The organism is Kocuria rosea, from assembly GCF_006094695.1.
GTDB classification, from domain to species: Bacteria; Actinomycetota; Actinomycetes; order Actinomycetales; family Micrococcaceae; genus Kocuria; species Kocuria rosea.
This window is the reverse complement of the sequence record NZ_CP035103.1, coordinates 2194300-2220623: the sequence shown is the minus strand read 5'-3', so window position 1 is coordinate 2220623 and position 26324 is coordinate 2194300. Positions and strand designations below refer to the sequence as shown.

At 74.0% G+C, this 26324-nt stretch carries 29 protein-coding genes; 9 read left to right on the top strand and 20 right to left on the bottom strand.

Features of this window, described 5'->3' with window-relative positions; all coding sequences use genetic code 11:
- Positions 1–136 precede the first annotated feature (136 nt).
- From ypfJ to EQG70_RS10305, 9 genes are all read right to left on the bottom strand, one after another.
- Positions 137–1045, bottom strand: coding sequence for a KPN_02809 family neutral zinc metallopeptidase (gene ypfJ / locus EQG70_RS10345; protein WP_109268947.1), 909 nt, complete (start codon positions 1043–1045; stop codon positions 137–139).
- Positions 1046–1088: 43 nt separating this feature from the next.
- Positions 1089–1700, bottom strand: coding sequence for an energy-coupling factor transporter transmembrane component T family protein (locus EQG70_RS10340; protein ID WP_035924101.1), 612 nt, complete (start codon positions 1698–1700; stop codon positions 1089–1091).
- Entirely contained in the window at positions 1697–2434 is a 738-nt protein-coding gene (locus tag EQG70_RS10335; protein WP_109268948.1) for an energy-coupling factor ABC transporter ATP-binding protein, read from the bottom strand. The genes EQG70_RS10340 and EQG70_RS10335 overlap by 4 nt, the downstream gene beginning before the upstream one ends.
- 3 nt (positions 2435–2437) lie before the next feature.
- Positions 2438–3061: a biotin transporter BioY gene (locus tag EQG70_RS10330; protein ID WP_017834295.1), complete on the bottom strand. Its 624-nt coding sequence runs from the start codon at positions 3059–3061 to the stop codon at positions 2438–2440.
- A 10-nt stretch (positions 3062–3071) separates the two neighbouring features.
- Positions 3072–4520, bottom strand: a complete 1449-nt coding sequence (locus EQG70_RS10325; RefSeq protein WP_035923960.1) for an AI-2E family transporter — start codon at positions 4518–4520, stop codon at positions 3072–3074.
- 128 nt (positions 4521–4648) lie between these two features.
- Positions 4649–5743, bottom strand: a complete 1095-nt coding sequence (locus EQG70_RS10320; protein WP_035923959.1) for a zinc-dependent alcohol dehydrogenase — start codon at positions 5741–5743, stop codon at positions 4649–4651.
- Entirely contained in the window at positions 5740–6756 is a 1017-nt protein-coding gene (locus EQG70_RS10315; RefSeq protein WP_109268949.1) for a Gfo/Idh/MocA family protein, read from the bottom strand. The genes EQG70_RS10320 and EQG70_RS10315 overlap by 4 nt, the downstream gene beginning before the upstream one ends.
- A complete protein-coding gene (locus tag EQG70_RS10310; protein ID WP_109268950.1) occupies positions 6753–7892 on the bottom strand; it encodes a glycosyltransferase in 1140 nt (379 codons plus the stop codon). Before EQG70_RS10310 ends, EQG70_RS10315 begins: the two co-directional genes overlap by 4 nt.
- Complete coding sequence (locus EQG70_RS10305; RefSeq protein ID WP_109268951.1) at positions 7889–8857, bottom strand: glucosyl-3-phosphoglycerate synthase; 969 nt, start codon at positions 8855–8857, stop codon at positions 7889–7891. The genes EQG70_RS10310 and EQG70_RS10305 overlap by 4 nt, the downstream gene beginning before the upstream one ends.
- A 308-nt stretch (positions 8858–9165) precedes the next feature.
- Between EQG70_RS10305 and abc-f the strand changes: the two genes are divergently transcribed.
- Positions 9166–10764, top strand: a complete 1599-nt coding sequence (abc-f, locus tag EQG70_RS10300; RefSeq protein WP_017834289.1) for a ribosomal protection-like ABC-F family protein — start codon at positions 9166–9168, stop codon at positions 10762–10764.
- 21 nt (positions 10765–10785) lie between these two features.
- Here the strand turns inward: abc-f and EQG70_RS10295 are convergent, their stop codons facing one another.
- From EQG70_RS10295 to EQG70_RS10285, 3 genes are read right to left on the bottom strand one after another with little or no spacing between them, the layout of a single operon-like run.
- Positions 10786–11772: an SURF1 family cytochrome oxidase biogenesis protein gene (locus EQG70_RS10295; protein ID WP_109268952.1), complete on the bottom strand. Its 987-nt coding sequence runs from the start codon at positions 11770–11772 to the stop codon at positions 10786–10788.
- The gene (locus EQG70_RS10290; RefSeq protein WP_109268953.1) at positions 11769–12047 is read right to left on the bottom strand and encodes a hypothetical protein; all 279 of its coding nucleotides are present in this window, start codon (positions 12045–12047) and stop codon (positions 11769–11771) included. Before EQG70_RS10290 ends, EQG70_RS10295 begins: the two co-directional genes overlap by 4 nt.
- 54 nt (positions 12048–12101) lie before the next feature.
- Positions 12102–12596, bottom strand: coding sequence for a DUF3099 domain-containing protein (locus tag EQG70_RS10285; protein WP_052132716.1), 495 nt, complete (start codon positions 12594–12596; stop codon positions 12102–12104).
- Positions 12597–12772: 176 nt separating this feature from the next.
- On the opposite strand from EQG70_RS10285, the gene EQG70_RS10280 reads away from it, so the two are divergent.
- The 3 genes from EQG70_RS10280 to EQG70_RS10270 all read left to right on the top strand — a co-directional run bounded on the left by EQG70_RS10280 (position 12773) and on the right by EQG70_RS10270 (position 15031).
- Complete coding sequence (locus tag EQG70_RS10280; protein WP_017834285.1) at positions 12773–13501, top strand: beta-ketoacyl-ACP reductase; 729 nt, start codon at positions 12773–12775, stop codon at positions 13499–13501.
- A gap of 45 nt (positions 13502–13546) precedes the next feature.
- Entirely contained in the window at positions 13547–14305 is a 759-nt protein-coding gene (locus EQG70_RS10275; RefSeq protein ID WP_109268954.1) for an SDR family oxidoreductase, read from the top strand.
- A gap of 216 nt (positions 14306–14521) precedes the next feature.
- Positions 14522–15031, top strand: a complete 510-nt coding sequence (locus EQG70_RS10270; RefSeq protein WP_109244224.1) for an SRPBCC family protein — start codon at positions 14522–14524, stop codon at positions 15029–15031.
- Between the two features lie 17 nt (positions 15032–15048).
- Here EQG70_RS10270 and EQG70_RS10265 read toward each other — a convergent pair whose 3' ends face one another.
- Together EQG70_RS10265 and EQG70_RS10260 are read right to left on the bottom strand one after the other, a co-directional pair.
- On the bottom strand, positions 15049–15441 hold the full coding sequence (locus EQG70_RS10265; RefSeq protein WP_109244223.1) for a VOC family protein: 393 nt from the start codon (positions 15439–15441) through the stop codon (positions 15049–15051).
- A 37-nt stretch (positions 15442–15478) separates the two neighbouring features.
- Positions 15479–15895, bottom strand: a complete 417-nt coding sequence (locus EQG70_RS10260) for a VOC family protein (protein ID WP_109268955.1) — start codon at positions 15893–15895, stop codon at positions 15479–15481.
- Positions 15896–16002: 107 nt separating this feature from the next.
- Between EQG70_RS10260 and EQG70_RS10255 the strand changes: the two genes are divergently transcribed.
- Positions 16003–16557 (top strand): dihydrofolate reductase family protein, encoded by a 555-nt coding sequence (locus EQG70_RS10255; protein ID WP_244296542.1) that lies wholly within the window; start codon positions 16003–16005, stop codon positions 16555–16557.
- On the opposite strand, the gene EQG70_RS10250 is transcribed toward EQG70_RS10255, so the two are convergent.
- Positions 16515–17315 carry an amidohydrolase family protein gene (locus EQG70_RS10250; RefSeq protein ID WP_017834356.1) on the bottom strand — a complete coding sequence of 267 codons (801 nt, stop codon included), beginning with the start codon at positions 17313–17315 and terminating at the stop codon, positions 16515–16517. The two genes, EQG70_RS10255 and EQG70_RS10250, sit on opposite strands and share 43 nt — an antisense overlap.
- A 111-nt stretch (positions 17316–17426) precedes the next feature.
- Here EQG70_RS10250 and EQG70_RS10245 point away from each other — a divergent pair, with 111 nt between their 5' ends.
- Entirely contained in the window at positions 17427–17837 is a 411-nt protein-coding gene (locus tag EQG70_RS10245; RefSeq protein ID WP_017834355.1) for a hypothetical protein, read from the top strand.
- A gap of 55 nt (positions 17838–17892) precedes the next feature.
- Here the strand turns inward: EQG70_RS10245 and EQG70_RS10240 are convergent, their stop codons facing one another.
- The 5 genes from EQG70_RS10240 to EQG70_RS10220 all read right to left on the bottom strand — a co-directional run bounded on the left by EQG70_RS10240 (position 17893) and on the right by EQG70_RS10220 (position 22457).
- Positions 17893–18168 carry a helix-turn-helix domain-containing protein gene (locus EQG70_RS10240; RefSeq protein ID WP_095651514.1) on the bottom strand — a complete coding sequence of 92 codons (276 nt, stop codon included), beginning with the start codon at positions 18166–18168 and terminating at the stop codon, positions 17893–17895.
- Positions 18169–18209: 41 nt separating this feature from the next.
- Positions 18210–18875 carry a response regulator gene (locus tag EQG70_RS10235; protein ID WP_017834353.1) on the bottom strand — a complete coding sequence of 222 codons (666 nt, stop codon included), beginning with the start codon at positions 18873–18875 and terminating at the stop codon, positions 18210–18212.
- Positions 18872–20671 carry a sensor histidine kinase gene (locus EQG70_RS10230; protein ID WP_109268956.1) on the bottom strand — a complete coding sequence of 600 codons (1800 nt, stop codon included), beginning with the start codon at positions 20669–20671 and terminating at the stop codon, positions 18872–18874. Before EQG70_RS10230 ends, EQG70_RS10235 begins: the two co-directional genes overlap by 4 nt.
- Before the next feature lie 111 nt (positions 20672–20782).
- Entirely contained in the window at positions 20783–21712 is a 930-nt protein-coding gene (gene serB, locus EQG70_RS10225; protein ID WP_017834351.1) for a phosphoserine phosphatase SerB, read from the bottom strand.
- A 46-nt stretch (positions 21713–21758) separates the two neighbouring features.
- Complete coding sequence (locus tag EQG70_RS10220; protein WP_017834350.1) at positions 21759–22457, bottom strand: FadR/GntR family transcriptional regulator; 699 nt, start codon at positions 22455–22457, stop codon at positions 21759–21761.
- A 206-nt stretch (positions 22458–22663) separates the two neighbouring features.
- On the opposite strand from EQG70_RS10220, the gene EQG70_RS10215 reads away from it, so the two are divergent.
- The 3 genes from EQG70_RS10215 to EQG70_RS10205 are packed head-to-tail and all read left to right on the top strand — an operon-like array spanning position 22664 to position 26312.
- Positions 22664–24046, top strand: a complete 1383-nt coding sequence (locus tag EQG70_RS10215; RefSeq protein ID WP_109244218.1) for an SLC13 family permease — start codon at positions 22664–22666, stop codon at positions 24044–24046.
- 53 nt (positions 24047–24099) lie between these two features.
- The gene (locus EQG70_RS10210) at positions 24100–25392 is read left to right on the top strand and encodes a CaiB/BaiF CoA transferase family protein (protein WP_017834348.1); all 1293 of its coding nucleotides are present in this window, start codon (positions 24100–24102) and stop codon (positions 25390–25392) included.
- The gene (locus tag EQG70_RS10205) at positions 25389–26312 is read left to right on the top strand and encodes an enoyl-CoA hydratase/isomerase family protein (protein WP_109268957.1); all 924 of its coding nucleotides are present in this window, start codon (positions 25389–25391) and stop codon (positions 26310–26312) included. Before EQG70_RS10210 ends, EQG70_RS10205 begins: the two co-directional genes overlap by 4 nt.
- The last annotated feature ends 12 nt before the right edge of the window (positions 26313–26324 follow it).

Below are 26324 nucleotides of genomic sequence, written 5' to 3'. Positions count from 1 at the left end.
CGACCAGTGCCGAGTCCCCACAGAGCTCGCATGTCCCCACCATCGGATTGGGGGTTTGCGATCACTGTGGGGAGTCGGCGCCCCGGGCGGCGCCGGAGTGGGGACTCGGTGTCCTAGGTGGCGTGACGGCCGGGTGTCAGACGGCCGGCGGGGCGTTCAGGTCGCGGGCGCTGAAGGTGTCGCAGGCGTTGATGTCGCCGGTGCGGTAGCCCGCGTAGAACCACAGCTGACGCTGGGCGGAGGCGCCGTGGGTGAAGTTCTCGGGGCTGACCCGTCCCTGGGTGGTCTCCTGGATCCGGTCGTCGCCGATCGCGGAGGCGGCGTCGAGGGCCTGGTCGAGCTCCTCCTGGGAGATGTCGCCCAGGTCCACGGCCCCTGACGTGTCCCCGGCGGCGCCGCCGGCCCACAGCCCGGCGAGGCAGTCGGCCTGCAGCTCCACGCGCACGGCGCCGGACTCGGGGCCCTGCGGGTCCTGCTGGGCGTAGCCGAGGGTGCCGATCTGGTTCTGGATGTGGTGGCCGAACTCGTGGGCGAGCACGTACTCCTCGGCCAGCGGGCCGCCCTCGGCGCCGAACTGGGTCTGCAGCTCGTCGAAGAACGCGATGTCGAGGTAGGCGGTCTCGTCCGCGGGGCAGTAGAACGGGCCCACGGCCGACGACGCCGCGCCGCACCCCGTGTTGGTCTGGCCCTCGAACAGCTCCACGCCGGGCATCACGTACTGCTCGCCCGTGGCCTGCGGCAGGTAGTCCTCCCAGAACTGGTCGAGGCTCTGCGCGGTGGCGATCATCCGGCAGTCGGTGTACCGGTTGGCGTCCTCACCGGTCCGGCACCGCTCCGCCCGCTCCTGCTCCACGGAGGTCTGCGACCCGGTGTCCTGGCCGTCCCCGCCGGTGATCGCGTCGATGCCGTCCTGGCCGAAGAGCAGCCCCACGACGAGCAGCAGCAGTCCGCCGCCCAGTCCACCGCCCACGGCGATCCCGCGTCCCCGCCCGCCGCCGCTGCCGACGCGGGAGGCGTCCAGCTGGGAGCTGTTGTCGAAACTCATGGCTGAAGTGTAAGCCGTCTGATGGTGGCGCGGGTGCCGGCGCTCAGTCGAAGCCGCGGGCGGCGAGGGCCTCACCGGTCCGCTGGGCGTAGGCGACGGCGGAGATCACCGCCGGGGTCACCAGTCGCACGGGGTTCGGGCGCAGCCCACGGGCTCGCACGGCGTCCCGGAGCTCGCCCACGGCGCCCACGATGAAGGGGATCGAGCGCAGCATCAGGGAGATCGCCAGGCCGATGCGCTCGGGGTCCGCCCCGACCAGCCGCACGGGCGAGCACAGCCACACGACGCCGTCGAGGAGCTCCGGCAGGGGCGTGGTGTGCATCAGGACCCGGGTGAGCACGAGGAGGACGACGATCGTCAGCACCACGTCGGCGGCCATGGCCGGTCCCGAGGTCAGGACGTGGTAGACGGCCAGGAGGACCAGCACGGGCAGGGCGGGGGCGAGTCCCCGCCACCACTCGCGGGCGCCGATGCCCGCGGCGGAGCCCGCGACGAGCAGGAGCAGGGTGAGCGCGGCGGGGACCGGCCACGAGGGCGAGAGCACCACGGCCAGGGTCACGGCGACGATGCCGAGCCCCTTGACCCGGAGCGGGGCGCGGTGCAGGGGGCCGGTGCCGGGGGAGTAGCTGCCGAAGAGGTCCGGGCCCCGGCTCACGGGCGCGCCTCCCCGGGGAAGCCGTGCGCGCACCACCGCTCGTAGGCGGGAACGACCTCCTCGGGCGGACCGTCCGCGACCAGGGCGCCCTCGTGCAGGACCAGGACGCGCGGGGCGGTCGCGGCCAGGCCGAGGTCGTGCGTGGAGATCAGCAGCTGGTGCGGGAGCCCGTCGAGCAGCCCCATGAGCCGCCCCCGGTTGCGCAGGTCGAGGAGGGTGGTGGGCTCGTCGAGGACGAGCACCTCGGGCTCCACGGCGAGCACCGCGGCGAACGCCGCCAACTGGCGCTCCCCGCCGGAGAGGTCGTAGATGCTGTGCTCGGCCCGGTGGCCGATGCCCGCGCGCTCGAGCAGCTCGAGGGCGGCGGTCCGTCGTCGGGCCCGGGGCACGCCGGCCCCGCGCAGGGACAGCTCGACGTCCTCGACCGGGGTCGGCATCACCAGCTGGGAGAGCGGGTCGGTGAACACGAAGCCCACCCGCCGCCGGGCCGCGCGCACGTCCCGGGCCACGTCCGTGCCGTGCACCGTGACCGTGCCCGAGGACGGGCGGACGAGGCCGTTGAACAGCCGCAGGAGCGTGGACTTCCCGGATCCGTTGAGCCCGAGCACGGCCACCCGCCGCTCGCCCAGGCTCACGTCGAGGTCGCGCAGCAGGGTCAGCTCACCCGAGGCGGTGGGCACCGTGACGGTCACGCGGGAGCACACGAGGGCCGCGGCCCCGGGGGATCCGGGCACGGCTCAGCGCGTGCCCGCGATCCGGGGGAACGCCTTGTGCACGCCCACGGCGATGACCGCCGCGAGAACCACCTTGAGCAGGTCGCCGGGCCAGAACACGAGGTCGGCCAGGAACGCGTCCTGGAAGGGCAGGCGCGCGTTGACCACCAGGCCGAGGATGCCGCCGATCCGGATCACCACGAAACCGGCCAGGGCCGCGGCCACCAGCCGCAGGGTGTAGGTGCCGGTGCGCTCGTAGCGGGCGTTGGTGGCGCCGCCGTCGTTGGCCCGGCGGGCCGGGATCAGCCACTGGGCCACGTAGCCGGCCGCGGCCGCGGCGAACGGGAAGGCCAGGATGTAGCCCGCCGAGGGCCCGGCGAGCACGCCGAAGCCGCCGCGGAAGCCCGCGAACACCGGCACGCCGATCAGGCCCACCAGGACGTACAGCGCCACGGCCAGGAGCCCGCGGGTGCCGCCCAGGACCAGGCCGGTCAGGAACACGGCGAGGGTCTGCAGGGTCAGCGGCACCCCCGCCGCGCCCAGGGGGATCCCGGGGAGCACGGACAGGGCGGCCGTGAGGGCGGCGAACACGGCGATGTTCGCGAGGTCCTCGGCGGTGATGGTGCGGCGGCGCTCGACGTTGGTCATGGCACCCAGACTAGGGCTTGCGGGCCCCCGGGGCGGAACCGGTGTCCTCGTCCTGCGCGGGCCCCGCGCCGTCGGCGTCGTCGCGCTGCCGGACGGCGTCGCGCTCCGTGGCCCCGAAGCGTCCGCCCAGGGCCTGCTGGTAGCGCATCCGCTGGTACTTCCAGCGCTCGGCCATGGTGGCCTTGGCCTCGACGCGGTCCTTCGGGTTCACCGGGTCCGGGCCGAGCACCGGGTCGTCGCCGACCTGGTAGCGGTTGGACCAGACCTGGATGACGGCCCACGCCACGGCGGTGTACGGCACGGCCAGGATGGCGCCGAAGATGCCGCCGACCAGCGTGCCGACGGTCAGGGCGAGCAGCACCATGAGGGCGTGCAGGCTGAGGGTGCGGCCCATGATGATGGGCTGCAGGATGTTGCCCTCGATCTGGTTCACCGCGACGATCACGACGACCACCGCGAGGGCGATGACCGGCCCGTTGGTGACCAGGGCGACCAGGGCGGCGATGATGCCCGCGATGGTGGCGCCGACCACCGGGATGAACGCGGTGACGAACACGAGGACCGCGAGGGGGATCGCCAGGGGGACGCCCAGGACGAGCAGCGCGCCCCCGATGAGCACGGCGTCCACCGCCGCCACGAACGCCGTTCCGCGGACGTAGCCGCCGAGCACCTGCGCGCTGCGGTCCACGGACTCCGCGAGCTTGGCCCGGCGCTCGCCGCGGAACCAGCGCAGCGTGAAGTTCCACATCTTCTCGCCGTCCTTGAGGCAGAAGAAGAGCACCACGATCATCAGCACCAGGCCGGTCACGAACTCGGTGGCGGCGCCCAGGCCGCTGAGGGCGCCGCCCGCGAAGGAGCCGCTGGTGACGAAGTCCCCGGCCTGCTGGACGGCGGAGTCGATGGCGGCCGTGTCGACGGGGATCGGTCCGGACTGCACGAGGCGCTGCAGCTCCTCCCAGCCCTCCACCGCCGAGGCGGTGAGCGTGTCCCACTCGCTGCGCACGGCGAGCACGATGCCGGTGAGCACCCCGCCGACGAGTGCCAGGATCCCGAGGAAGGCGGCGAGGGTGGCCAGCAGGTTGGACCAGCCCCTGCGCTCGAGCCACTTCACGACCGGTCCCACGGCGGAGGCCAGGATGAGCGCGACGAGCACGGCGATGAGCACGACCTTGACCTGCAGCAGGATCCAGATCAGCCCGACCACCACGGCGGCGACGAGCAGGGTCTGGGCGGCGCGGGAACCGGCCCGGCCGAGGGAGTCCGCCCAGGGGCTGACGGCGGGGGCGAGGGCCTGGGTGGCCTCCTCGAAGCCGGCGGGCTCGACCCCGGGGCCCGTGGCGGGGGCCGCGCTGGTGCCGGGGTCGGCCTGACCGCCGAGGACGCGCTCGGCGTGCAGCGGCGCCGCACTCGAGCCTCCGGACGACGTGCTGTGCTGCTCGGGGCGTGGGGGATTTCCCATGCGGGCGCTCCTCGGGGCGTGGGTGGCGAAGGGAAGACGGGCACCGCGGACGGGACGACGGCGATCGAGCCAACACTAAGGCGACTGTGGAGGGCTGTCCAACGGTGCCCGCGCGCGGGCCGGAGGGCTCAGCGGGGGTCGTCGACGACGAAGACCGCGGTGAGCACGTGCCGGCGCCGCACGACCACGTCCTGCATCAGCGCGGGAGCCTCGTCGAAGGGCACGACGTCGCTGATCAGGTGCTCGCGGATCTCGCCGCCGTGGGCGGCCAGCAGGCGGATGGTCTCCGCGGACAGCCGCTGACGGTCCCAGGTGTGGGCGAGACCGCGGGGGACCCGGCCGATCTGTGCGCAGCGCAGGCTCAGCCCGTTGTGGTGGAACTCCTCGCCCAGCCGCACCGCGTCCGCGCCCGCGGTGTAGAACGCCAGGTCGATGACGCTGCCCTGCGGCCGAACCGCGCGCAGCGCCGCGTGCAGGGCCTCGGGCTTGCCGCGGCACTGGAACACGAGGTCCGCGCCGTGGTCGCCCGGCCCGTGCCGCCAGCGGGTCTTGAGCACCCGGCCGGGGTCGTCGGCGATGTCCAGGGGGAAGAAGCCCAGCCGCTCGGCGAGCGCTCGCCGTCGGGGGTCGGCGTCGGCGACGGCGACCTCGCGCGCGCCGAGGGCGCGGGCGAACAGGGCCGTCATGAGACCCACCGGGCCCGCGCCCGTGACCAGCACGAGCCGCCCGGCGACCCCGTCGCCGAGCCCGCGGACCGGTCCCGCGTCCGCCGCGGCGTGCAGCAGCCCGTTGGCGCAGATGGGGCCGAAGTGGGCGACGAACACGCCGAGCAGGGGGTCCAGCGCCTCCGGCAGCGGCACCAGGTGCTCGGTGAGCGGGTCGGCGACGTGGGCGGTGGCGTGGCCGTAGGCCGTGGCGAGCACGTCGCCGGCCCGGAACGCCGGCGTGCGGGAGCTCGCCACCCGGGCGACCTCCATGTAGCCCAGGCGGCGCACCGGGTAGCCCTGCTCCGCGGCACCGGGCCGGAACAGCCCGAGCTCGGTGTCGTGCCGGGAGTGCAGCCCCGGGTGGTCGCCCTTGACGAAGGCCAGCTCCGTGCCCGCGGACAGCCCCGTGGCGAGGGTCTCCAGCAGCACGCCGCCGTCCGGGACCGCGGGCAGCTCCTCCTCCACGATCTCGATCCGGTGGCGGGCGGGGACGACGAGGTTGCGGCGGGCTCTCACGGCTCACCCGCCGGTCCCACGCGGTCCGGTCCCACGCGGTCCGGGTCCGCCAGGGCGACGGGCCGCCCGGTGCGCGCCGAGTCGGCGATCGCGCACGCGAGCCGGTGGGTGCGCAGCGCCTCGCCGTAGGGTGCGCGGGTGGACTCGCGCTCGCCGCGCACCGCCTCGAGGAACTCCCGGTCGACGGTCACCCTCGGGTCCTCGGCGGGGGTGTGCTCGGAGCGGTCCCGCGTGCCGTAGGCGGTGAGGCCCTGCTCCGAGAGCTCCAGGTAGAGCCCGCGGCTCACGGTGTGCAGGGCGGCGCGGTGCTTGACCGCGAGCGCCGACGTCGCGGCGAGCGTGGCGACGGCCCCGGAGCGGAAGCGCACGGTCGCGGCGGTGGCGTCGTCGACGTCGCCGTAGTCCTGCGGCGCCCCGTCCGGGGCCCTGCGGATCCCGGCGGCGTACACCTCGACGGCCTCGCCCAGCAGGAAGCGCGCGGTGTCCAGCACGTGGGTGAGCTGCTCCACGACCTGGCCGCCCGAGCGGTCCGTCCGCCCCCACCACGGCACGGGCGGGCGCTTGTCCAGCCAGTAGCCGTTGGCCAGCAGCGGGGGCGCCTCGGCGAGGAGCGCCCGGGCCAGCACGGCGGTGTCGAGGCAGCGCCAGTGGTAGCCGGTGCCCGTGACCACCCCGCTCTCCTCGACCCGGGCACCGATCTGCTCGGCGACGTCCAGGCCCAGTCCCACGGGCTTCTCCACGAACAGCGCCTTGCCGCGCTCCAGGGCGGCGAGCTCGGCGGGCCCGTGGGCGAACGGCGGCACGCAGACGTAGACGGCGTCGGCCGCCACGGCGTCGAGGGCCTGCGCGGGGTCGTCGAACGCGGGGACGTCCAGCTCACCGGCCAGGGCGGTGGCGGCGGGCAGGTGCGCGTCCGTCACCCCGACCACGCGCGCCCCGCCGAGCCCGTGCAGCACGTCGACGTGGCGCCGGGCCACGGATCCCGCCCCGACCAGGGTGATGCGCAGCGTCATGTCGGGTTCTCCTCCAGGAGCCGGTGGTACAGGTCCAGGTAGCGCCGGGCCATGCCCGCCGGCGTCCACTGCTCGGCGGCGTCCCGGCAGGTCTGCGGGTCGATGCTGTCCAGGTCCCGCAGGTGCTCGACCAGGTCGTCCTCCGCCGCGGCCAGGAACCCGGTGCGGCCGTGCTCCACCAGGGAGGGCAGCACCCCCAGGGGGGTCCCCACGACGGGCACCCCCCGGGACAGCGCCTCGACGACACCGGTGGCCCCCGGTTCGGCCCAGCGGTTGGGCGTCAGCAGGGCGCGGGCCGAGCGCAGCAGCCGCTCCTTGCGCTCGCCCGCCACCCCGCCCACCCAGGCCACCGACGTCCCGTCGACCAGCGGCCGGACCGACTCGAGCCAGTACCGGACGTCGGGGTGGGAGCGCAGCGCCTCGTCGCCGTCGGCGAGGCGCCGCTCCAGCTCCTCGGGGTCGTCGATGCCGGCCACGGGCCCGGCCAGCACCAGCGGGATCCCCGCCCGCCGGCAGACGCGGGCGGCAGTGTCCTGGCCCTTGTCGGCGGTGATCCGGGCCAGCACCAGCGCGTGCTCGCCCCGGGGCGCGTCCACGGGCAGCCCCGGGGGCGCGGCCAGCGGCACCACCCCCAGCGTCTGCCGCCGCAGGTTGGCCGGCGCCCGCTCGAGCTGGGACGCGGAGACCGCCGCGAACCGCACCCGGCCCCGTCCGTCGAACGCCGAGTAGAACTCGGGGTGCTTGCGGAGATCCCAGTGCAGGGTCTGCAGCACCGGTGGGGCCGCCGTGCCCATCGCGCCCAGCACGGACGGTCCCACGACCTCCAGGTGGTCGTGCACGAGGTCCCACCGCCGCGGTCCCCGCAGCGCGTCCACGAGGCCCTGCATGTGCGCGTGGGCGATGCCCGAAACCCGGTTGTAGGGCATCGCGATGGAGCGGAACGCGGGCTCGGGCAGGGGGCGCAGGTGGTCGTCGGCCTCGAGCGTGCTGGGGCGCACCGTGGCGAGGGTGACGTGCACGCCGGCGCGCCGGAGCTCCGGCACCAGGGTGGCGACCACCGTCTCGATCCCGCCGTAGCCGGACGGGGGCACGGGCAGCCAGGGGCCCGCGTTGACGAGCACCCGCAGCGCGCTCATGCGACGCGGCCGGCCGGCTGCGCCCGGTACTCGGGCACCTGCACCATGGGCGGGCGCTCGCGGACGCTGACGTCGTGGACCTCGGCGAGGAAGCGCTCCCCCTGGCGCAGGAACTGCGTGAGGCGCCCGCTCTCGTCGGCGACGGGGGAGTCGCAGCGCAGCCGCGCCTGGACCGTCAGCCGGATCTGGGCGGCCATGCGGGCCAGGGCGGCGTCGGAGGAGTTCCGGTGGGACCGGACACCCAGGTCCATCTGCGCCATCGCGTCCAGACCCACGGCCTCCAGCACGTCGATGAGCATCGCGATCTCCACCCCGTACCCGGAGACGAACGGCACCCGTTCGAGCAGGCTCCGGCGTCCCGCGTACTCCCCGGCCAGCGGCTGGACCAGCCCCGCCAGCTGCGGCCAGAACAGGTTCAGCAGCGGGCGGGCCACGAGCTCGGTGACGCGCCCACCGCCCGCCGGCATCACCGTGGCGCCGTCGTGCAGCGGGCGGTCGTAGCAGCTCTTGACGAACTGCACCCCCGGCTCGGTCAGCAGCGGCCCCAGCAGCCCCACGGCGAACTGGGGGTCGAACTCCCGCAGGTCCGAGTCCACGAACGCGAGCACGTCCCCGGTGGTCACGGCCAGGGACTTCCACAGCGCCTCGCCCTTGCCGGGGACGTTGCCGTGGGCGGGCAGGATGTCGGCCTGCCGGTGGACCCGGGCCCCGGCCGCCGCGGCGACCGTCCCCGTGCCGTCCGTCGAGTCGGAGTCGATGACGACGAGCTCGTCGATCAGTGCCACGTCCTCCATGAGCGTGCGCCGCAGCGCGGTGACGATCGCGCCCACGGTCTCGGCCTCGTTGCGGGCCGGGAGCACCACACTGACCGTGCTGCCGCGCTTCCGGCGGCAGAGCTGCTCCGCGGACCACTGGCTGCCGTGGTAGCTGCGGGTGGTGAACCACTGCTGGACGTCCTGTCGCATGCTGCCCGCTTCCGACGATGAGAAATACTGGAAGGAGACTGACCAGTTGACGTCGGACACTACCCAGCGACGGCCCCGCCGAGAAGAGCCCGCCCGGAGTCGGGCGATTGTGTCGGGCGAATGTGTCAGCCTCCGGGCCCGGGCCGCGCAGAAGATGCCCCGGAGAAGGCGCCCGTCCGGCACGTGAGCAAGAACGCGGACCCGGCCCGCTGCGCGGGGTGCCGCCGCGGAACGGGGACCGGTAGAATGGACAGGTTGCCCGGTCAGGGCACCCACTCCTCACCACTGCCTCCCGAAAGGTCTCCTCCGTGATCACTGTCCAGAACCTCGAACTGCGTGCCGGTGCGCGGCTGCTCATGGACGAGGTCAACTTCCGGGTGGACAAGGGGGACAAGATCGGCCTGGTCGGGCGCAACGGCGCCGGCAAGACCACGATGACCAAGGTCCTCGCCGGGGAGACCCTGCCCGCGGGCGGGACGGTCACGCGCACCGGGGCCATCGGCTACCTCCCGCAGGACCCCAAGGTCGAGGACATGGAGCAGCTGGCCCGGGACCGCATCCTCTCCGCCCGCAACCTCGCGGGCGTCGTCGCCCGCCTGCGCCAGGCGGAGCAGGACATGGCCTCCGAGGACGACGCCGTGCGCAGCAAGGCCATGCGCGGCTACGACCGGCTCGAGTCGGAGTTCCTCGCCGGCGGCGGCTACGCCGCGGAGTCCGAGGCCGCGACGATCACGTCCAACCTGGACCTGCCCGAGCGGATCCTCGACCAGCCGCTGCGCACCCTCTCCGGCGGGCAGCGCCGTCGCGTGGAGCTGGCCCGCATCCTGTTCTCGGACGCCGACATCATGCTCCTCGACGAGCCCACCAACCACCTGGACGCCGACTCCGTGGTGTGGCTGCGGGACTTCCTGAAGAACTTCCAGGGCGGGCTGCTGGTGATCAGCCACGACGTGGAGCTGATGGAGATGGTGGTCAACAAGGTCCTGTACCTGGACGCCAACCGCTGCGTCATCGACCTGTACAACATGGGCTGGAAGAACTACCTGCTGCAGCGCGAGCAGGACGCCCACCGCCGCAAGCGCGAGTACGCCAACGCGGAGAAGAAGGCCACCGCGCTGATGGACCAGGCCAACAAGATGCGCGCCAAGGCCAGCAAGGCCGTGGCCGCCCAGCAGATGATCAAGCGCGCCGAGCGGCTCATGAACGGCCTCGAGGGCGAGCGCCAGGCGGACAAGGTCGCGAACATCCGCTTCCCGAAGCCCGCCGACTGCGGCAAGACCCCGCTGACCGCCCGAGACCTGTCCAAGTCCTACGGCTCGCTCGAGATCTTCAACGACGTGGACCTGGCCATCGACCGGGGCTCCCGGGTGGTCATCCTCGGGTTCAACGGCGCCGGCAAGACCACGCTGCTGCGGATGCTGGCAGGGGAGGCCCAGCCGGACACCGGTGAGGTGGTCCCGGGGCACGGCCTCAAGCTCGGCTACTTCGCCCAGGAGCACGACACCCTGGACCCGGACCGGACGGTGCTGGAGAACATGCGCTCCGCCGCCCCGGACCTCGCCGACACGGAGGTCCGCAACGTCCTGGGCTCGTTCCTGTTCCAGGGCGACGACGTGTCCAAGCCGGCCGGGGTGCTCTCCGGCGGCGAGAAGACCCGCCTGGCGCTGGCGACCCTCGTGGCCTCCTCCGCCAACGTGCTGCTGCTCGACGAGCCGACCAACAACCTGGACCCGGCCTCCCGCCGGGAGATCCTCAACGCGCTGCGCACCTACGAGGGCGCGGTCGTGCTCGTCTCCCACGACGAGGGCGCGGTCGAGGCGCTGGACCCCGAGCGCGTGGTGATCCTGCCCGACGGCACCGAGGACCTGTGGAGCCAGGAGTACCAGGACCTCATCTCCCTCGCCTGACGGCGGGCGCCCCTCGCGACGTCAGTCGCGGGCGGCGGAGGTGTGCTCGCGCTCCAGGGCGTCCAGCATCGCGTCCTCCTCGTCCTCCCACGTGGGGCCGGAGCGCCGGCGCTGCGGCCGGGGGCGCATGAGCGACTTGAGGTGGGCCGGCATGTCGTCGGCCATCTCGAGCTGGCGGACGACGAGCTCCTCGTCGCCCTCGCCGATGTAGTTGCCGTCCTCGTCGTAGAACCGTGCGAGCCGACGCTCCATCTCCTGGGCGAACTGGCGGTCCCAGGCGTCGTTGCGGGCCTGCTGCCGGGCGGCGTAGCCCCAGGCCACGAAGAACAGCGCCGCGAACGCGTACCACTGCAACGAGTAGGACAGGTGCGGCCCGGAGTCGATCTCCGGCTCCGGAGCCGGCGCGGGGGCCGCCGCGGGGGCCGGGGCCTCGGCGAGGACCTCGCCGTAGGCCGCCGTCCCGATCGGCCGGTCCCAGCGCTCGCGCAGCTCCTCGAGGTCGATCGAGGCAATCTGGCCCGCGGGGGCGCCGCGGCTGACGGACGGCTCCCCGGGCTGGAGCCGGGCGGTGACCGTCACCCGGCCGGCGGGCGGGGCCGGCACCTCGTCCGGCATCCCGTTGGCCGCCTCACCCGTGGGGATCCAGCCGCGGTCGAGGACCACGACGTCCCCGTCCTGCGTGCGGAACGGGACGAGCACCTCGTAGCCGACGCGTCCGTCCTGCGGCCTGTTGCGGACCAGCACCTGGTCCTCGGGCAGGTACTCGCCCGTGAGCTCGACGGGGTGCCAGGTGAGGCGCTCGTCGTGGACGGCGAACTGCTCGGCGGCGGCCGCACCGGTCAGGGGCTCGGCGCGGTAGTTCTGCGTGATCTTGGCGTTCTCGCCGACCAGGTGGTCGTTGCGGTCCATCTGCCAGCCGCCCAGGTACACCGAGACCACGGCGGCGGCGCAGGCGAGAAGGAAGAAGCCGAGCCACTTGCCGCTGAGCAGGAAACGGTAGTCGTTCATCCCCGGCGCTCCTGCGCGGGGCCGGCGTCGGCGAGGGGGACGGTGTCCTTCCAGAAGCCGCGCGCGCCGAGGAACTGCTCGAGGTCGCCGCGGTGCTCGGGGCACGCCAGCCACGTCTTGCGGCGCTCCGGGGCGTGGATGCGCGGGTTGTTCCAGCGGATCTGCCACGCGGCGTCCGCACGGCAGCCCTTGCGGGAGCACTGCGGGGTGTCGGGCCCGACCGGGGGAGCGTCGGCGCCTCGCGGGGACAGCGATCCGAGCAGGTCGAACTCCACGGCGGTCGTGCTCCTCAGGGTCTTCGGCGGATCCCGGTACGGCCCGCGGCGGGCTCAGGCCGCTCCGCGGCGCCGGGTGGTGTCGTCCTCGACAGTAGCGGAGGAAGCCGGGTCCCCGCTGGGAGCGGTCGTGCTCCCGCGGCCGTCCGGGACGGGGTCGTCCTCGCGGTGCCCGGCGACGAACTCGCCCTCGAGCACGAAGTCGATCGCCAGGGGCGCGGCCGGCGGCCGCGGCTCGGGGGCGGCGGCCAGCGCCGGCGCGGCGGGCGGCTCGTAGTACTGGCTCGTCCGGGCGGAGCGGTCGTTGCTGTTGGCCAGCAGCACCGCCATCCACGGCAGCACGGCCACGCCCAGGATCGCGACGCCGCGCACCCAGATGTTGTCGACCGCGACGAACACGATGAGGCACACGATGCGCAGGCCCATCTGGATGCTGTAGACCTTCATCCGGTGGCCCATGTCCTGCGTGTGCGGCTCCGCGGTGGCGGTGATGGAGTGGACGTCGTCCTGGCCGGCGGCCTCGCCGGTCGTGAGATAGCGCTTGCTCATGGTCCTCCCAACAGACGATCAAGTATCTCACCGGGGTCCGACATCGAGAAGGCGGTCCTCCGGGGCTGCCGTCCGGTCGCCCGCGGCGACCGGTACGATTGGGGGGATTTCCCCGCGGGCCGGCGCCGACCGGCGTGCCGCGCACCCGCGACCCACGACCGAAAGGCCCTCTTCCCATGGCAGACGAGCAGCGCAGCCCGGCCCCCCGCACCGTCCTCGTGACCGGCGGCAACCGCGGGATCGGACGGGCCATCGCCCAAGCGTTCCAGGACGCCGGGGACAACGTGGCCGTCACCTACCGCTCCGGCGAGGCGCCCGAGGGCTTCTTCGCGGTGCAGGCCGACGTCACCGACTCCGCGTCGATCGACGCCGCGTACAAGGCCGTCGAGGCCGAGTTCGGCCCGGTCGAGGTCGTCGTGGCCAACGCCGGGATCACCCGGGACACCCTGCTGCTGCGGATGAAGGAGCAGGACTTCCAGGACGTCGTGGACACCAACCTCACCGGCGCGTTCCGCGTGGTGCAGCGCGCCGCCAAGGGATTCATGCGCCTCAAGCGCGGGCGCGTGGTCCTCATCTCCTCCGTGGTCGGGCTCTACGGCTCGCCCGGGCAGGTCAACTACGCCGCGTCCAAGGCCGGCCTGGTCGGCATCGCCCGGTCGATCACCCGGGAGCTGGGCGGGCGCAACGTGACCGCCAACGTCGTCGCCCCCGGGTTCATCAACACGGAGATGACCGCGGCGCTGCCGGAGGACACCCAGAAGAACTACCTCGCCTCGATCCCGGCCGGCCGGTTCGCCGAGCCGGAGGAGGTCGCCGCCGTCGTGCGCTGGATCGCCTCCGACGAGGCGAAGTACATCTCCGGCGCCGTCATCCCCGTGGACGGCGGCCTCGGCATGGGCCACTGAGCCCCGCCGCCCCCTGATCCCCGCACGTTCCACCGAAGGAGCACCATGAGTTCACTTGCAGGCAAGACCGCCGTCGTCACCGGGTCCTCGCGCGGCGTCGGCGCCGACACCGCGAAGCTGCTGGCCGGGGAGGGCGCCAACGTGGTCGTCAACTACCGGCAGAAGGCGCCCCGCGCCAACAAGGTCGTCAAGGAGATCGAGGCGGCCGGCGGGAAGGCCATCGCCGTCCAGGCGGACATGACCGAGCCCGAGGACGTCCGCAACCTGTTCGCCCGCGCCGTGGAGGCCTTCGGCGGGGTGGACGTGCTCGTGCTCAACGCCTCCGGCGGCATGGAGACGGACCTCGGTGAGGACTACGCGCTCAAGCTCAACCGGGACGCGCAGAACGACACCCTCAGCGCCGCGCTGGAGCACCTGCCCGAGGGCGGGCGCGTGGTCTTCGTGACCAGCCACCAGGCGCACTTCATCAACGACGTCGAGACCATGCCGGAGTACGTGGAGGTCGCCAGGTCCAAGCGCGCCGGTGAGGACGCCCTCACCGCCCGCATCCCGGAGTTGACCGGGAAGGGCATCACGTTCGTGGTGGTCTCCGGCGACATGATCGAGGGCACCGTGACCGCGACCCTGCTCAACCGGGCCCGTCCGGGGGCGCTCGAGGAGCGCCGCGAGGCCGCCGGCAAGCTCTACTCCGTGCAGGAGTTCGCCGAGGAGATCGCCCGCATGGTCACCGCGGACGTCCCCACCGGGCACGTCGAGCTCGTCGGCGGCGCTGACGACTTCCTGGCGAAGGCCGGTCGCCGCTAGGCCCACGGCCCCCGACGACGGCGGGGCGGGCGCCCTCCCGGGTGACCGCCCCGCCGCCGTCCCTGCCGCCACCGGAGCCCGCGGCGGCGCGAAACCGTCCGCAATGTGACGCCGTCCGGCCTCCGGGGGTGCTAATCATGGACTCCACGGCACGAGGCCGATCGCGCCTCGGCCAGGAGCACCTCCGCGCGGTGCGGAGCCGAGCGAGGAGCCACCATGACCCCACAGCCCACCGGACGCCTCGACCCCGGCGGTCACCTCGTCCTCACCCGCACGTTCCGCGCCCCCGTCGAGGAGGTCTGGGCCGCGGTGACGGACCCCGCCCGGCTGGCCCGGTGGTACGGGACGTGGAGCGGTGACCCGGCCACCGGGCGCGTCGAGGTGCTGCTGACGGTCGAGGACCTGGACGAGCCCGAGCCCCTGCTGATCCGCCGCTGCGACCCGCCCCGGCACCTGGCGCTCACCCTGGGCACGGCGGCCGACGCCTGGCGCGTGGACCTCGACCTCCAGGACGAGGACGGCACCACCGTCCTGCGGCTCACCCACCGGTACCCGGACCCCGACGAGGTGGAGTCGGTGGGGCCCGGCTGGGAGTACTACCTGGACCGGCTCGTGGCCGCCGAGACCGGCGGGGACCCGGACGCCGTCGACTTCGCCCGGGACTACCACCCTGCGATGTCCGGGCACTACCGGCCGCTCGCCGAGCAGCTCCGGGCCCGGGACTGATCCCCGCCGGACGGGCCTCACCCGGGGTGGGGGCTCGCGATCCGGATGAGGTTGCCGCAGGTGTCGTCGAGCACCGCGGTGGTGTACGGGCCCGAGACCGTGGGCTCCTGGACGAAGTGCACCCCGCGCTCGCGCAGCCGCTCGTACTCCGCCCGCACGTCCTTGACCCCGAAGCTCGTGAACGGGATGCCGTCGGCCACGAGCGCGGCCTTGAACGGCCCCACGGCGGGGTGCTCGGAGGGCTCGAGCACCAGCTCGACGCCCTCGGGCGCCTGGGGCGAGACCAGGGTGAGCCAGCGGGCGCCGCCGGCGGGGACGTCGTGCTTGACCATGAAGCCGAGCTTGCCGGTGTAGAACAGCAGCGCCTGCTGCTGGTCGTCGACGAAGACGCTGGTGTGGGTGATGCGCATGGGACGCTCCTTCTCGGGTCGGGCGGCGCGGGGCGCGTCAGGAGCCGGCGTCGCCGACGCTGAACATCCAGTGGATGCCGAACCGGTCGGTGCACATCCCGAACAGACCGCCCCAGGGGGCCTCCTCGAGCGGCATCGTGACGGTCCCGCCCGCGCCCAGTGCCTCCCACCAGCCGCGCATCACGGACTCGTCGTCCCCGCTCACGGAGACCGAGACGTTGTCGCCGACGGTCAGGTCCATGCTGTTCGGGGTGTCGGCGGCCATCAGGACCATGCCGGTCCCGGTGGTGAGCATCGAGTGCATCACCTTGTCCTGCTCCGCCGGGTCGTCGCTGGCGCCGTACTCGCTGAACCGGCTGACCGACAGCTCCCCGCCGAACACGGAGCGGTAGAAGGTCATCGCCTCCTCGGCCGTGTCCCGGAACGAGAAGTAGGGATTGAGCAGCATGGGCATGGCCGGGCCTTCCGCGTCGATCGGTCGATGCTCCCATCATGACGCCGTCCGCGGCGCGGGGGAAGCAACCCTGGGAAGCCGCCGGAGGGCTGCGTAACCTGGTGCGCATGAGCAGAACGCAGTACTACGTGGCGGCCAGCGCCGACGGGTACATCGCCGACCGGGAGAACCACCTCGACTGGCTGCTGCAGTACGGCTTCGAGGCCTATCAGGAGCACTACGACGCGTTCCTGGCCGACGTCGGCGCGCTCGCGATGGGCGCGAGCACGTACGAGTTCGTCCTCGACCAGGGGGACTGGGCCTACGGGGACCTGCCGGTCTGGGTCTTCACCCACCGCGAGCTGCCGCGGCCGGCGGGAGCGGACCTGACGTTCGTCAGCGGACCGGTCACGATGCACGCCGAGGCCCTGGTCGCCGCCGCGGGCGAGCGGAACCTGTGGGTGGTGGGCGGCGGGAAGCTCGCGGCCCAGTTCGCGGACGCCGGTCTGCTCGACGAGCTGTGGCTGACCTACATGCCGATCGTGCTGGGCGGAGGACATCCCGTCCTGCCGACCGCAGCGGCGCGCGACCTGCGGCTCCAGCGCACCACCCACTTCGAGGGCGGCGCCGTGGAGCTGCGCTACGTCCTGGAGGGCCCGGACCGGCAGGTGTGGCCGGAGTAGCCGCTCTCCGCCGCCGCGCGCGGCAGCCCGTACCAGGCCGCGGCGTTGTCGTGCAGCACGGCCGCCGCGGCGCCGGCGCCCAGGGTCTCGGCGACCAGCGCGACGTCCGCGTCCCGGAACGGGCGCTCCGCCCGGGTGCTCGGCAGATCGGTGCCGAAGAGCAGGGCGGTCGGGTCCACGGCGTGGATCCGGCGCAGCGCGTCCGGCACGTCGAGGTCGACGCGCCCGAACCCCGTGGCCTTGACCTTCACGCCCCGCTCGACGAGCTCGAGCAGCCGCGGCAGCCCCGCCGCGCTCATGCCGAGGTGGTCGACGCCGGCCCGCGGCAGGCGCCGCAGCACGGGGGCGAGGTGCTCCAGCGCGGCGGCGTCCGCGTAGAACTCGGCGTGCCACCCGGCGAGGTCGTGCACCCGCCGGGCGAGCCGCTCGATGCCGGCAGGGTCCGCGTCGGCGCCGCGGCGGAGGGTGAAGCGCACCGCCCGCACCCCGGCCCCGTGGAGCTCGCGCACCTGCTCGTCCGGGACGGCGGGCGGCAGCTGGGTCACGCCGACGAATCCGGGGCCGAGCTCCGCCAGCGCCGAGCGCAGCCACTCCTGGGCGTGGCCCTGGAAGGAGCCGCTGACCACGGCCCCGCCCGCCACGCCCAGTTCCCGGACCCTGCGCCGGTAGTCCCCGACCGTGAAGGTCGGCGGCAGGTACCCCTGGTTGGGTACCAGCGGGAACCGCGGGTCGACCACGTGCAGGTGGGCGTCGATCATGCGGTCATTCTGCCCGAGACCGTGGGGCGGTGCGCGGGGGCGGGCCGGTCCGGCGGCGCGACCGGGGTGGCGCCCACCCTCGTTGCTTCCGCACACATACACTGCATGCCTGTGACCACCACTGTCCTGACCCCCGACCACGTGCTCCAAGCCGCCGAGGAGGCCCTCGACCGGGCCCGGCGCAGCTACGCCCGGAAGCTGCTGCGCCTGGTGGCCGCCGAGCTGGCGCGCCGCCACCCCGACGCGGTGCGCCTGGACGTGCTCGGTCACGACGGTGACCAGGAGTTCTTCGTCGACGCCCTGCGCGACGCCGCGGGCGACTACGTCTGGGGCGACCCGGGCCGGGTCGTGGTGGTGCGCGAGACGGCCGACGACGAGCTCGGCGGCACCGTCACGGTCGCCGCGCGGGACGTGCGCGAGCTCGTGGGCCGCGCCCTGGACGCCTACGCCGGACCGCTGGAGCGGCTGCTGCACCACGACGAGCAGAGCGACACCTACTGGCTGGACCTGACCGCGCCCTGACCGGCCCCGGGACCGTCCCGGCCTGGGCGCGGCGGCCGTGCCCGGGCGGTGCGGATCACTCCTCGTAGGGGGGCCACAGGCTGACCCCCAGCCGCACCTCGAGGCGGGCGATGGTGTACCCGTCCGGCCAGACGTGCCCGTCCAGGATCCGGGACAGCGCCGTGTGGTCGACACCGGTGAGCGCCCCGAGCTCCCGCAGCGTCCGGGACCCCGCGGCCGCCCGTAAATTCAGCGCGAACAGCCTCGCCCGCTCCGCCACCGGGTCGCCGCAGATCTCGTCCGGCCAGGAGAGACACTGGTCCTGTGGTTCCGGTCGCACCCTGCTCGCCATGGCGGGCAGTCTAGGGACCGGCCCTGAGCATGAACCTGGGATCAGGAGGCCGCGGGCCCGTAGCGGTGCTCCGGGCGGCCCGTGCTCCCGTAGCGGAGCTGGATCTCGACCGACCCGTCCTCGGCCAGTGCGGAGAGGTAGCGCTGGGCGGTGGCCCGGGAGATGCCGACCTTCCGGGCGATCTCCGCGGCCGAGAGGGGCACCCCGGCCTCCAGGGCCGCCAGGACCGAGCCCTCCGTCGCGGACCGGGTGCGCTCGCCGGGGGAGGCGGTCTCGCCCGGGTGCAGGGCGTGCAGGGCGCGGTCCACGGTCTCCTGTGTCAGCGCGTCCCGGTCGGTGAGCAGCCGGCGGTACCGGGCGTAGGCCCGCAGGGTGCGCGCCAGCCGCTCGTTCGGGAACGGCTTGATGAGGTAGGCGAGCGCGCCGCGGCGGACGGCGGTCCGCACGGAGGCCGGGTCGGCCGCCGCGGTGAGCATGATGACGTCCACGTCGAGGGCCCGCAGCAGGTCCAGGCCGAGCGCGTCGGGCAGGTAGACGTCCAGCAGCACGAGGTCGGGCTGGTGGGCGTGGACGGTGCGCATCGCCTGCTCGGCGGTGCCCACGGGGGTCAGCGCCGTGAAGCCCGGCACGGCGTTGACGAAGCCGGCGTGCAGCCGTCCCACGTGGAAGTCGTCGTCGACCACGAGGACCACCAGGTCGTCGCTCATCCTGCACCTCCTGATCTGCCGGCGGACCGTTCGCCGCCGACGTCGGCCCCGGGCCCGGGGTCGCGGACCACGGTACCGGGCAGGCGGGCGCAGAAGACGGCTCCCGGCCCGCCGGGGCGTCCGGGATCGGCCACCCACACCTCTCCGCCGCGCCGGCGGGCCAGCTCCCGGCTCAGGGACAGGCCGAAGCCCTGGCCGTGGACGTCGGGCAGCACGGCGAACGGCGCTGCGCCCTCGTCCCCGGATCCGCCGGCGGGAACGGCGGTGGACCAGCCCTGGGCGAAGATCGGCTCGGGGTCCGCCACGGGGAGCCCGTCGCCGGAGTCGGCCACGACGAGGTGCAGGGTGCCCTCCCCGCCGGTCCAGTCGTCGAGCAGCTCGACCTCGACCCAGCGGTCTCCCGCCGCGCCCTGGACGGCGGCGCGGACGGCGTTGTCCACGAGGCTGCCGATCACGGTGGTGACGTCCTGCGGGTCCGTGATGCGGCCGCGGACGAGGGTGTCGGCGCCGATGCGCAGGCTCACGCCGCGCTCGGCGGCCTCGACGCTCTTGGCCCCCAGGAACGCCTGCAGGTAGGGGTCGCGCAGCAGCTGGGCCCCCTCGGCGGGGTAGCTGAGGGGGCCGGTCTCGGTGACCTCGGCCACGTACCGGCGGGCCTCCTCGGCGTCGCCGATCGCGAGCAGCCCCGCGATGGTGTGCAGGCGGTTGGCGAACTCGTGGCGCTGGGCGCGCAGGGCGGTGCTGAGGGCGCCGACGGCGTCGAGCTGGCGGGTCAGGGACTGCAGCTCGGTGCGGTCCCGGATCAGGACCACCCAGCCCAGCGGGGGCAGGCCCGGGCGGTCGGGCCGGACGGCGCGGGCGGAGAGGATCAGCACGTGCCGGCCGACGACCTGCTCCACGGCCGGGGACGCGGGGGTCGCCGCGGCGAGCAGCGCCGCGAAGGACGCCGGCAGGCCCGCCTCGGCCAGCGGGGTCCCCACGAGCCGGGCGGGCTCCGCCACACCCAGCAGCCGTCCCGCCTCGGCGTTGACCACGGTGATGCGGTGCTCGGGGGAGATGCCGATGACGCCTTCGTCGACCCCGCGCAGCACCGCCTCCTGGTCCTGGGCGAGCGTGGCGATCTCCTCGGGCTCCAGGCCGAGGGTGAGGCGCTTGAGCCGGCGCGCGATCGCCGCGGAGGCGGCCGCGCCGAGGCCGAGGGCGCCCACGGCGGTGGCGGCCACGGGGGTGATGTCCTCCCGCAGGGTGGCGAGCATGTCCGTGCGGGAGATCCCCACGCTGACGGCGCCCACCACGGCGGCGTCCGTACCCGGGGCGTACACCGGGACCTTGGCCCGGGCGGAGCGCCCCAGGGTGCCGCGCTCCTGGCTCGTGACCTCCCGCCCGGCCAGGGCCTCGGTGGGGTCCGTGCTGACGGGCCGGCCCAGCTGCTCGGGATTGGGGTGGGAGAGCCGCAGCCCGGTGTCGTCGGTGATCACCACGAAGAGGGACTCCGTGCGGTCGCGGACCTCCTCCGCGGCGGTCTGCAGGGCGCCCCCGGACAGCACCTCCGGGTCGAGGTCCGCGGGACCGGCGTCGAGCAGGTCCGCCACGCCCGCGCGGACGTCGTCGTCGGCGGCGACCGACCGGGCGATGGACAGCGCCTGGCCCTCGGCGTCGCGGCCCAGCCGCTCGTAGGTCAGCCAGGCGTAGACGCCCCCGCACAGGGCGACGACGAGGGTCACCACGGCGAGGTGCAGCAGCATCATCCGGGCCAGGAAGCCGGGGCGCTGCCGGGGCGCACCGGGTGCCGTCACTGTCTCTCCTCGGGGCCGGGCGCGGTCTCGTGCTCGAGGGCCGCGCGTGCTGCATCCCACTCTACGACCCGGGTCGGCCGCCGGGAGCGGGGTCCCGGCGGGGGCGGGGGATCAGAGGTCGGCGAAGAACCGGACCGCGTCGAGGTTCGGCAGGTTGACCTGGGCGTCGGCGGCCGCGCGCAGGGCGGGCTTGGCGTTGTAGGCCACGCCGAGCCCGGCGGCCGTGAGCATGTCGAGGTCGTTGGCGCCGTCGCCCACGGCGATGACGTCCTCGGGGGCGACGTCGAGCTCCTCGGCCCAGGTCCGCAGGCACCGCTCCTTGACGGTGCGGTCCACGACCTCGCCGAGCACCCTGCCGGTGAGCGTGCCGTCGACGACCTCGAGGGTGTTGGCCGCGTGCCGGGTGAGCCGCAGCTGCTCGGCGAGCGGGGTGAGGACGCCCAGGAAGCCGCCGGAGACCGCCGCCACGGCGTGCCCCTCCCGCAGGAAGGCCTTGACGAGCACGTCCGCGCCGGGGGAGAGCCGGACCGCGGCCAGGACCTCGTCGAGCACGGACGCGGGCAGCCCGGCGAGGGTCTCGACGCGCGCGAGCAGGGACTCGGCGAAGTCCAGCTCCCCGAGCATGGCCGCCCGGGTCACGGCGGCGACCTCGGCCTCGCGCCCCGCGTGGGCGGCGAGCATGTCCACCACCTCCTGCTGGATGAGCGTGGAGTCGACGTCCATGATGAGCAGCTTCTTGCGCCCGGGGTCGAAGAGGGTGGTCGGCACCACGTTGACGTCCACGCCCGGCAGCATCTGGGTCAGCGGGTCGGGGCGCAGGGCGGCGAGCAGGGCGGTCGCGTCGGAGCCGTGCACGAGCGCGGTGAAGGCGTTGTAGCCGGGGACCTCCGAGTCCGGCCCGGCCGAACCGGGGCCGGTGACCCGCACCGTGGAGAAGCGCTCGACCTCGGCGCCGGCGTCCTGCACGAGGGTGAGGATGCGCTCACGGGCCTCAGGGTCCGGATTCTGGGCAAACGCGATGACGGCGAGGTCGGTGGTCATGTGCGCCAGCTTATCGGCAGGCGCGGGCAACGGCCGACCGGGGCCCTCACTCGGGGCGGAGCACCGCGACGTCGGAGACGAGCTCGATGTGCTCGGCCATCGCGCGGGCCGCCCGCTCGGGCTCCCGGTCGCGGATGGCGTCCACGATCGTCCGGTGGGACTCCAGGGACCGTTCGGGGCGGCCCTGCTGGCTCAGGGACTCGATGCGGGTCTCCCGCACGAGTCCGGAGATCTCGGTCATCATCCGGGCCAGGACCGAGGAGTGGGCGGCGGCGGTGACCGCGGCGTGGAACAGCTCGTCGCCCTCCAGCCCGCGGCCGCCGCCGGCGATGTCCTGCGCCATGAGCGCCAGGGCGTGCTCGATGGCGGACAGGTCCTCGGGGGTGCGCCGGGCCGCGGCCAGGGCGGCGATCTTGGTCTCCACGGCGCTGCGGGCGTCGACGATGTCCGGCAGCCGATCGGCGTGCTCGCGCAGTCCCCGCAGCACCACGGCGCTGGAGGGCCGGTAGCGCAGCACCGCCCCGCTGCCGTGCTGCACGTCGATCACCCCGAGCACCTCCAGGGCCACCAGGGCCTGGGCGACGGTGGCCCGGGAGACGCCCAGGCTGTCGGCGAGGTCCCGCTCCGGGGGGAGCCGGTCGCCGGTCTCGAGCCGGTCCTGGATGACGTGGTCCAGCAGCCGCTCCACCACCTGCTCGTAGAGTCGAGGGCGTTCCACCCGGTCGATCCTGTTGGGCCCTGCCATGTCCGTCCTCCCCGGTCGCACGGCGCCGGAGCGTCCCGGCGGCGCGGCACCACCCAGTGGCGTCCGGCCCCTATGCTAGCCCAACGATTGACAAGGACCCCTAGTGCCCTATTGGCTAGTCCAAAACTGGCGGTGTGATCCACACCACTGTTCCCGCAGGAGCTCCACCCTCACCGGCGGGACCGTCCTCGTCCGAAGGAAGACCCATGGGCCCAGAAGTGCTCTCCATCATCATCCTGGCCGCGATGTTCGTCGTGGCCACCGTCCTGCCCGTCAACATGGGGGCGCTGGCCTTCGTGGGCGCGTTCGTGCTGGGGGTGTTCGTCCTCGGGATGGACACCGACCAGATCCTCGAGGCGTTCCCCGGCGGGCTGTTCCTCACCATCGTGGGGGTGACCTATCTGTTCGCCATCGCCCAGAAGAACGGCACCGTGGACCTGCTCGTGCAGGCGGCGGTGAAACTGGTGGGCAGCCGGGTCGCGCTGATCCCGTGGATCATGTTCTTCATCACTGCCGTGATCACCGCCGTGGGCGCCCTGTCCCCGGCCGCCGTGGCGATCATCGCCCCGATCGCGCTGAGCTTCGCCGCCAAGTACAAGATCAATCCCCTGATGATGGGCATGATGGTCATCCACGGCGCCCAGGGCGGCGGCTTCTCGCCGATCTCCGTCTACGGAGTGACCGTCAACGGCATCGTCGCCGGGGCCGGCCTGGACGTCAGCCCCATCGCGGTGTTCCTCTCCAGCCTGGTCTTCAACCTGCTGATCGCCGTGGGCCTCTTCGTGACCCTCGGCGGGCGCGGCCTCGTCTCGACCCGTGCCGAGGACTTCGTGGAGCGGGCCTCCGAGGCCCGCCTGTCCCGCAGCCGGGTCGCCGCCGGGCACGCCGGGGACCGGGACGTGGACTTCAAGGGCTTCGGCTCGGGCATGTACGGTCCCCGTGACCCGGCCGGATCCTCCGAGCCCCCGGTCCGGCGCGAGGGCAGGGACGGACTGCTCCCGCAGGCCGCCACCATCCTGGGCCTGGTCGTGCTGGCCGTCGTCGCCCTGGGCTTCGGCGTGGACGTGGGCTTCGTGGCCATCACCGTCGCCGTCGTCCTGGCCCTGGTCTCCCCGAAGGCGCAGAAGGGCGCGGTCAACAAGATCGACTGGTCCACCGTGCTCCTGCTCGGCGGCATGCTCACCTTCGTCGGCGTGCTGCAGGAGGCGGGCACCATCGAGTACGTCTCCAACGGCGTGGCCGGCCTGGGGATGCCGCTGCTGGCGGCGCTGCTGATCTGCTACATCGGCGCCGTCGTCTCCGCCTTCGCCTCCTCGACCGCCATCCTCGCGGCGCTCATCCCCCTGGCCGTGCCCTTCCTGCTCGCGGGCGAGGTCGGGGCCACCGGGCTGATCTGCGCCCTGGCCGTGGCCTCGACCATCGTCGACGTCTCCCCGTTCTCCACCAACGGGGCGCTCGTGCTGGCCAACGCCCCCGCCGACGTGGACCGCGACGTCTTCTACAAGAAGATCCTCGTCTACGCCACCGGCGTCGTCGTCATCGGCCCGCTGCTGGTCTGGGCCGTGATGGTCGCCCCCGGCTGGCTGTAGCCCGCAGCCCCGCCCCGCCGATGCCCACCGACCCGATCCCGGAGGAACCCGCCATGACCGACATCCAGCCCGCCACCGGCACCCCGCCCCGCACCGACCCCCAGGAGCCCTCGCCGTCCGGCGGCCCCCTGGCCGGCACCCTCGTCGTGGACCTGTCCCGTGCCCTCGCCGGCCCGCACGCGGCCATGATGCTCGCCGACCTGGGCGCGCGGGTCGTCAAGATCGAGAGCCCCGGCACGGGTGACGACACCCGCGGGTGGGGCCCGCCCTTCGTGGGACCCGAGGACGACCCGCAGGCCACGTACTTCCTGTCCTGCAACCGCAACAAGGAGTCCGTGGCCCTGGACCTCAAGTCCGAGGACGGCGGGCAGGTGCTCCGGGCGCTCGTGGAGCGCGCCGACGTCCTGGTGGAGAACTTCCGGCCCGGGGTGCTGGACCGGCTCGGCTTCTCCGTCGAGGAGCTGCACCGCCTGAACCCCCGCCTGGTGGTGCTCTCCATCACCGGCTTCGGCCACGACGGACCGGAGTCCCGGCGCTCCGGCTACGACCAGATCGTCCAGGGCGAGGCCGGGCTCATGTCGCTCACCGGTTCCGGCCCGGACGACCCCCAGCGGGTGGGCGTGCCCATCGCCGACCTGCTGGCCGGGATGAACGGCGCCTACGGCGTGCTGGCCGCCCTCTACGAGCGCGAGCGCACCGGGGCCGGGAAGGTCGTGCGCACCTCCCTGCTGTCCTCGGTGGTCGGGGTGCACGCCTTCCAGGGCACCCGCGCCACCGTGGCCCACGAGGTGCCGCGGGCCCAGGGCAACCACCACCCCTCCATCGCGCCCTACGGCCTGTTCGCCTGCCGCGGCGGGAAGGTGCAGATCAGCGTGGGCAGCGAGAAGCTGTGGCGCACCTTCGCCGGGGCCTTCGGGATCGACCCCGACCGGCCGGAGTTCGCGACCAACGCCGACCGCGTCCGCAACCGCCCGGCCGTGATCGCCGCCGTCGAGGAGGCCTTCGCCGCGCACGGTCCCGAGGAGCTGCTGGAGCTGCTGGCCGGGATCGGCATCCCGGCCGGGAAGGTCCGGACCCTGGACGAGGTCTACGCCTGGGAACAGGTGCGCTCGCAGGGGCTGGTCGTGGGCGTCGACCACGAGGTCCTCGGTCCCGTCGAGCTGCCCGGACCCGCGGTGCGGTTCTTCGCCCCCGGCGACACGGACGAGACGACACGGCGGGACCACGCCGCCCCGCCCGTGCTCGACCAGCACGGTGCCTCCGTCCGCGACTGGCTCGCGGGCACCGCGACCGGGGCCGGCCCCACCGGGAACACCACCGACCCGAAGGCGGAAGCCCTCCGATGACCGCTCAGCCCCTCCCCGAGATGTCCACCGGCGCCCTGGAGGTCCGGCGGGAAGGACCCGTGGCCTGGGTGGTCCTCGACCGCCCCGACCGGCGCAACGCGCTGTCCCCGGCGATGTGGGCGGCCCTGCCGGGCGTGCTGGAGAAGCTGGACGCCGACCCCGGCGTGCGGGTGATCGGGCTGCGCGGGGCGGGCGGGGTGTTCTCCGCCGGGGCCGACATCGCCGAGGTGTTCGAGTGCCTGGGGGAGCCCGGCACCGGGCTGCCCCGCGGCGGGCTGCTCACCGAGGCCGAGGCGGCCCTGGCCGCGGTGCACAAGCCCACCGTGGCGGCCCTGGAGGGGTACTGCATGGGCGGGGCCTGGATGCTGGCGGGCGCCTGCGACCTGCGCATCGCCACGGCCTCCCTGCGCATCGGACTGACCCCGGCCCGGATCGGCATCGTGTTCCCGGCCTCCGGGATCCAGCGCCTGGTCCGCCTGGTGGGCCCCGGCACGGCCTCCTACCTGCTGCTCACCGGCGACACCGTCACCGCCGCCGACGCCGAGCGGTGGGGCATGCTCACCCGCGTGGTGGAGGACGCCGGCTTCGAGACGGCCCTGGAGCAGGTGGTCACGGACCTGACGGGGCGGTCCCAGCTCTCCGTGCAGGCCCACAAGCACCTGATCGGGCTGGCCACTCCGGGCGAGGGCGAGGCGGCCGGGCTCGGCGCCGACGAGATCTCCGAGGCCCTGTTCCGGGAAGTCCTCGACGGACCCGACGCCCGCATCGGGCAGCGCGCGTTCCTGGCCAAGGAGACGCCCCGCTTCCGCTGGGCCGGGGAGGACTTCTGGGCCGCCCGCTCCGGCGCCGCCGGGAAGGGCAGGGAGCACCGCGCGTCGATCATCCGTGGGCGGTGGCCGCGCCGCTCCGCCCGTCCCTGACGGGGTGCGTGC

Coding starts and splice junctions, on each gene's coding strand:
- EQG70_RS10295 (WP_109268952.1), bottom strand. CDS start 11,772: ATGAACGACTACCGTTTCCTGCTCAGCGGCAAGTGGCTCGGCTTCTTC.
- EQG70_RS10215 (WP_109244218.1), top strand. CDS start 22,664: ATGGGCCCAGAAGTGCTCTCCATCATCATCCTGGCCGCGATGTTCGTC.
- EQG70_RS10330 (WP_017834295.1), bottom strand. CDS start 3,061: ATGACCAACGTCGAGCGCCGCCGCACCATCACCGCCGAGGACCTCGCG.
- serB (WP_017834351.1), bottom strand. CDS start 21,712: ATGACCACCGACCTCGCCGTCATCGCGTTTGCCCAGAATCCGGACCCT.
- EQG70_RS10260 (WP_109268955.1), bottom strand. CDS start 15,895: ATGCCCATGCTGCTCAATCCCTACTTCTCGTTCCGGGACACGGCCGAG.
- EQG70_RS10240 (WP_095651514.1), bottom strand. CDS start 18,168: ATGGCGAGCAGGGTGCGACCGGAACCACAGGACCAGTGTCTCTCCTGG.
- ypfJ (WP_109268947.1), bottom strand. CDS start 1,045: ATGAGTTTCGACAACAGCTCCCAGCTGGACGCCTCCCGCGTCGGCAGC.
- EQG70_RS10315 (WP_109268949.1), bottom strand. CDS start 6,756: ATGACGCTGCGCATCACCCTGGTCGGGGCGGGATCCGTGGCCCGGCGC.
- EQG70_RS10270 (WP_109244224.1), top strand. CDS start 14,522: ATGACCCCACAGCCCACCGGACGCCTCGACCCCGGCGGTCACCTCGTC.
- EQG70_RS10205 (WP_109268957.1), top strand. CDS start 25,389: ATGACCGCTCAGCCCCTCCCCGAGATGTCCACCGGCGCCCTGGAGGTC.
- EQG70_RS10220 (WP_017834350.1), bottom strand. CDS start 22,457: ATGGCAGGGCCCAACAGGATCGACCGGGTGGAACGCCCTCGACTCTAC.
- EQG70_RS10235 (WP_017834353.1), bottom strand. CDS start 18,875: ATGAGCGACGACCTGGTGGTCCTCGTGGTCGACGACGACTTCCACGTG.
- EQG70_RS10280 (WP_017834285.1), top strand. CDS start 12,773: ATGGCAGACGAGCAGCGCAGCCCGGCCCCCCGCACCGTCCTCGTGACC.
- EQG70_RS10265 (WP_109244223.1), bottom strand. CDS start 15,441: ATGCGCATCACCCACACCAGCGTCTTCGTCGACGACCAGCAGCAGGCG.
- EQG70_RS10310 (WP_109268950.1), bottom strand. CDS start 7,892: ATGAGCGCGCTGCGGGTGCTCGTCAACGCGGGCCCCTGGCTGCCCGTG.
- EQG70_RS10275 (WP_109268954.1), top strand. CDS start 13,547: ATGAGTTCACTTGCAGGCAAGACCGCCGTCGTCACCGGGTCCTCGCGC.
- EQG70_RS10305 (WP_109268951.1), bottom strand. CDS start 8,857: ATGCGACAGGACGTCCAGCAGTGGTTCACCACCCGCAGCTACCACGGC.
- EQG70_RS10255 (WP_244296542.1), top strand. CDS start 16,003: ATGAGCAGAACGCAGTACTACGTGGCGGCCAGCGCCGACGGGTACATC.
- EQG70_RS10250 (WP_017834356.1), bottom strand. CDS start 17,315: ATGATCGACGCCCACCTGCACGTGGTCGACCCGCGGTTCCCGCTGGTA.
- EQG70_RS10285 (WP_052132716.1), bottom strand. CDS start 12,596: ATGAGCAAGCGCTATCTCACGACCGGCGAGGCCGCCGGCCAGGACGAC.
- EQG70_RS10325 (WP_035923960.1), bottom strand. CDS start 4,520: ATGGGAAATCCCCCACGCCCCGAGCAGCACAGCACGTCGTCCGGAGGC.
- EQG70_RS10210 (WP_017834348.1), top strand. CDS start 24,100: ATGACCGACATCCAGCCCGCCACCGGCACCCCGCCCCGCACCGACCCC.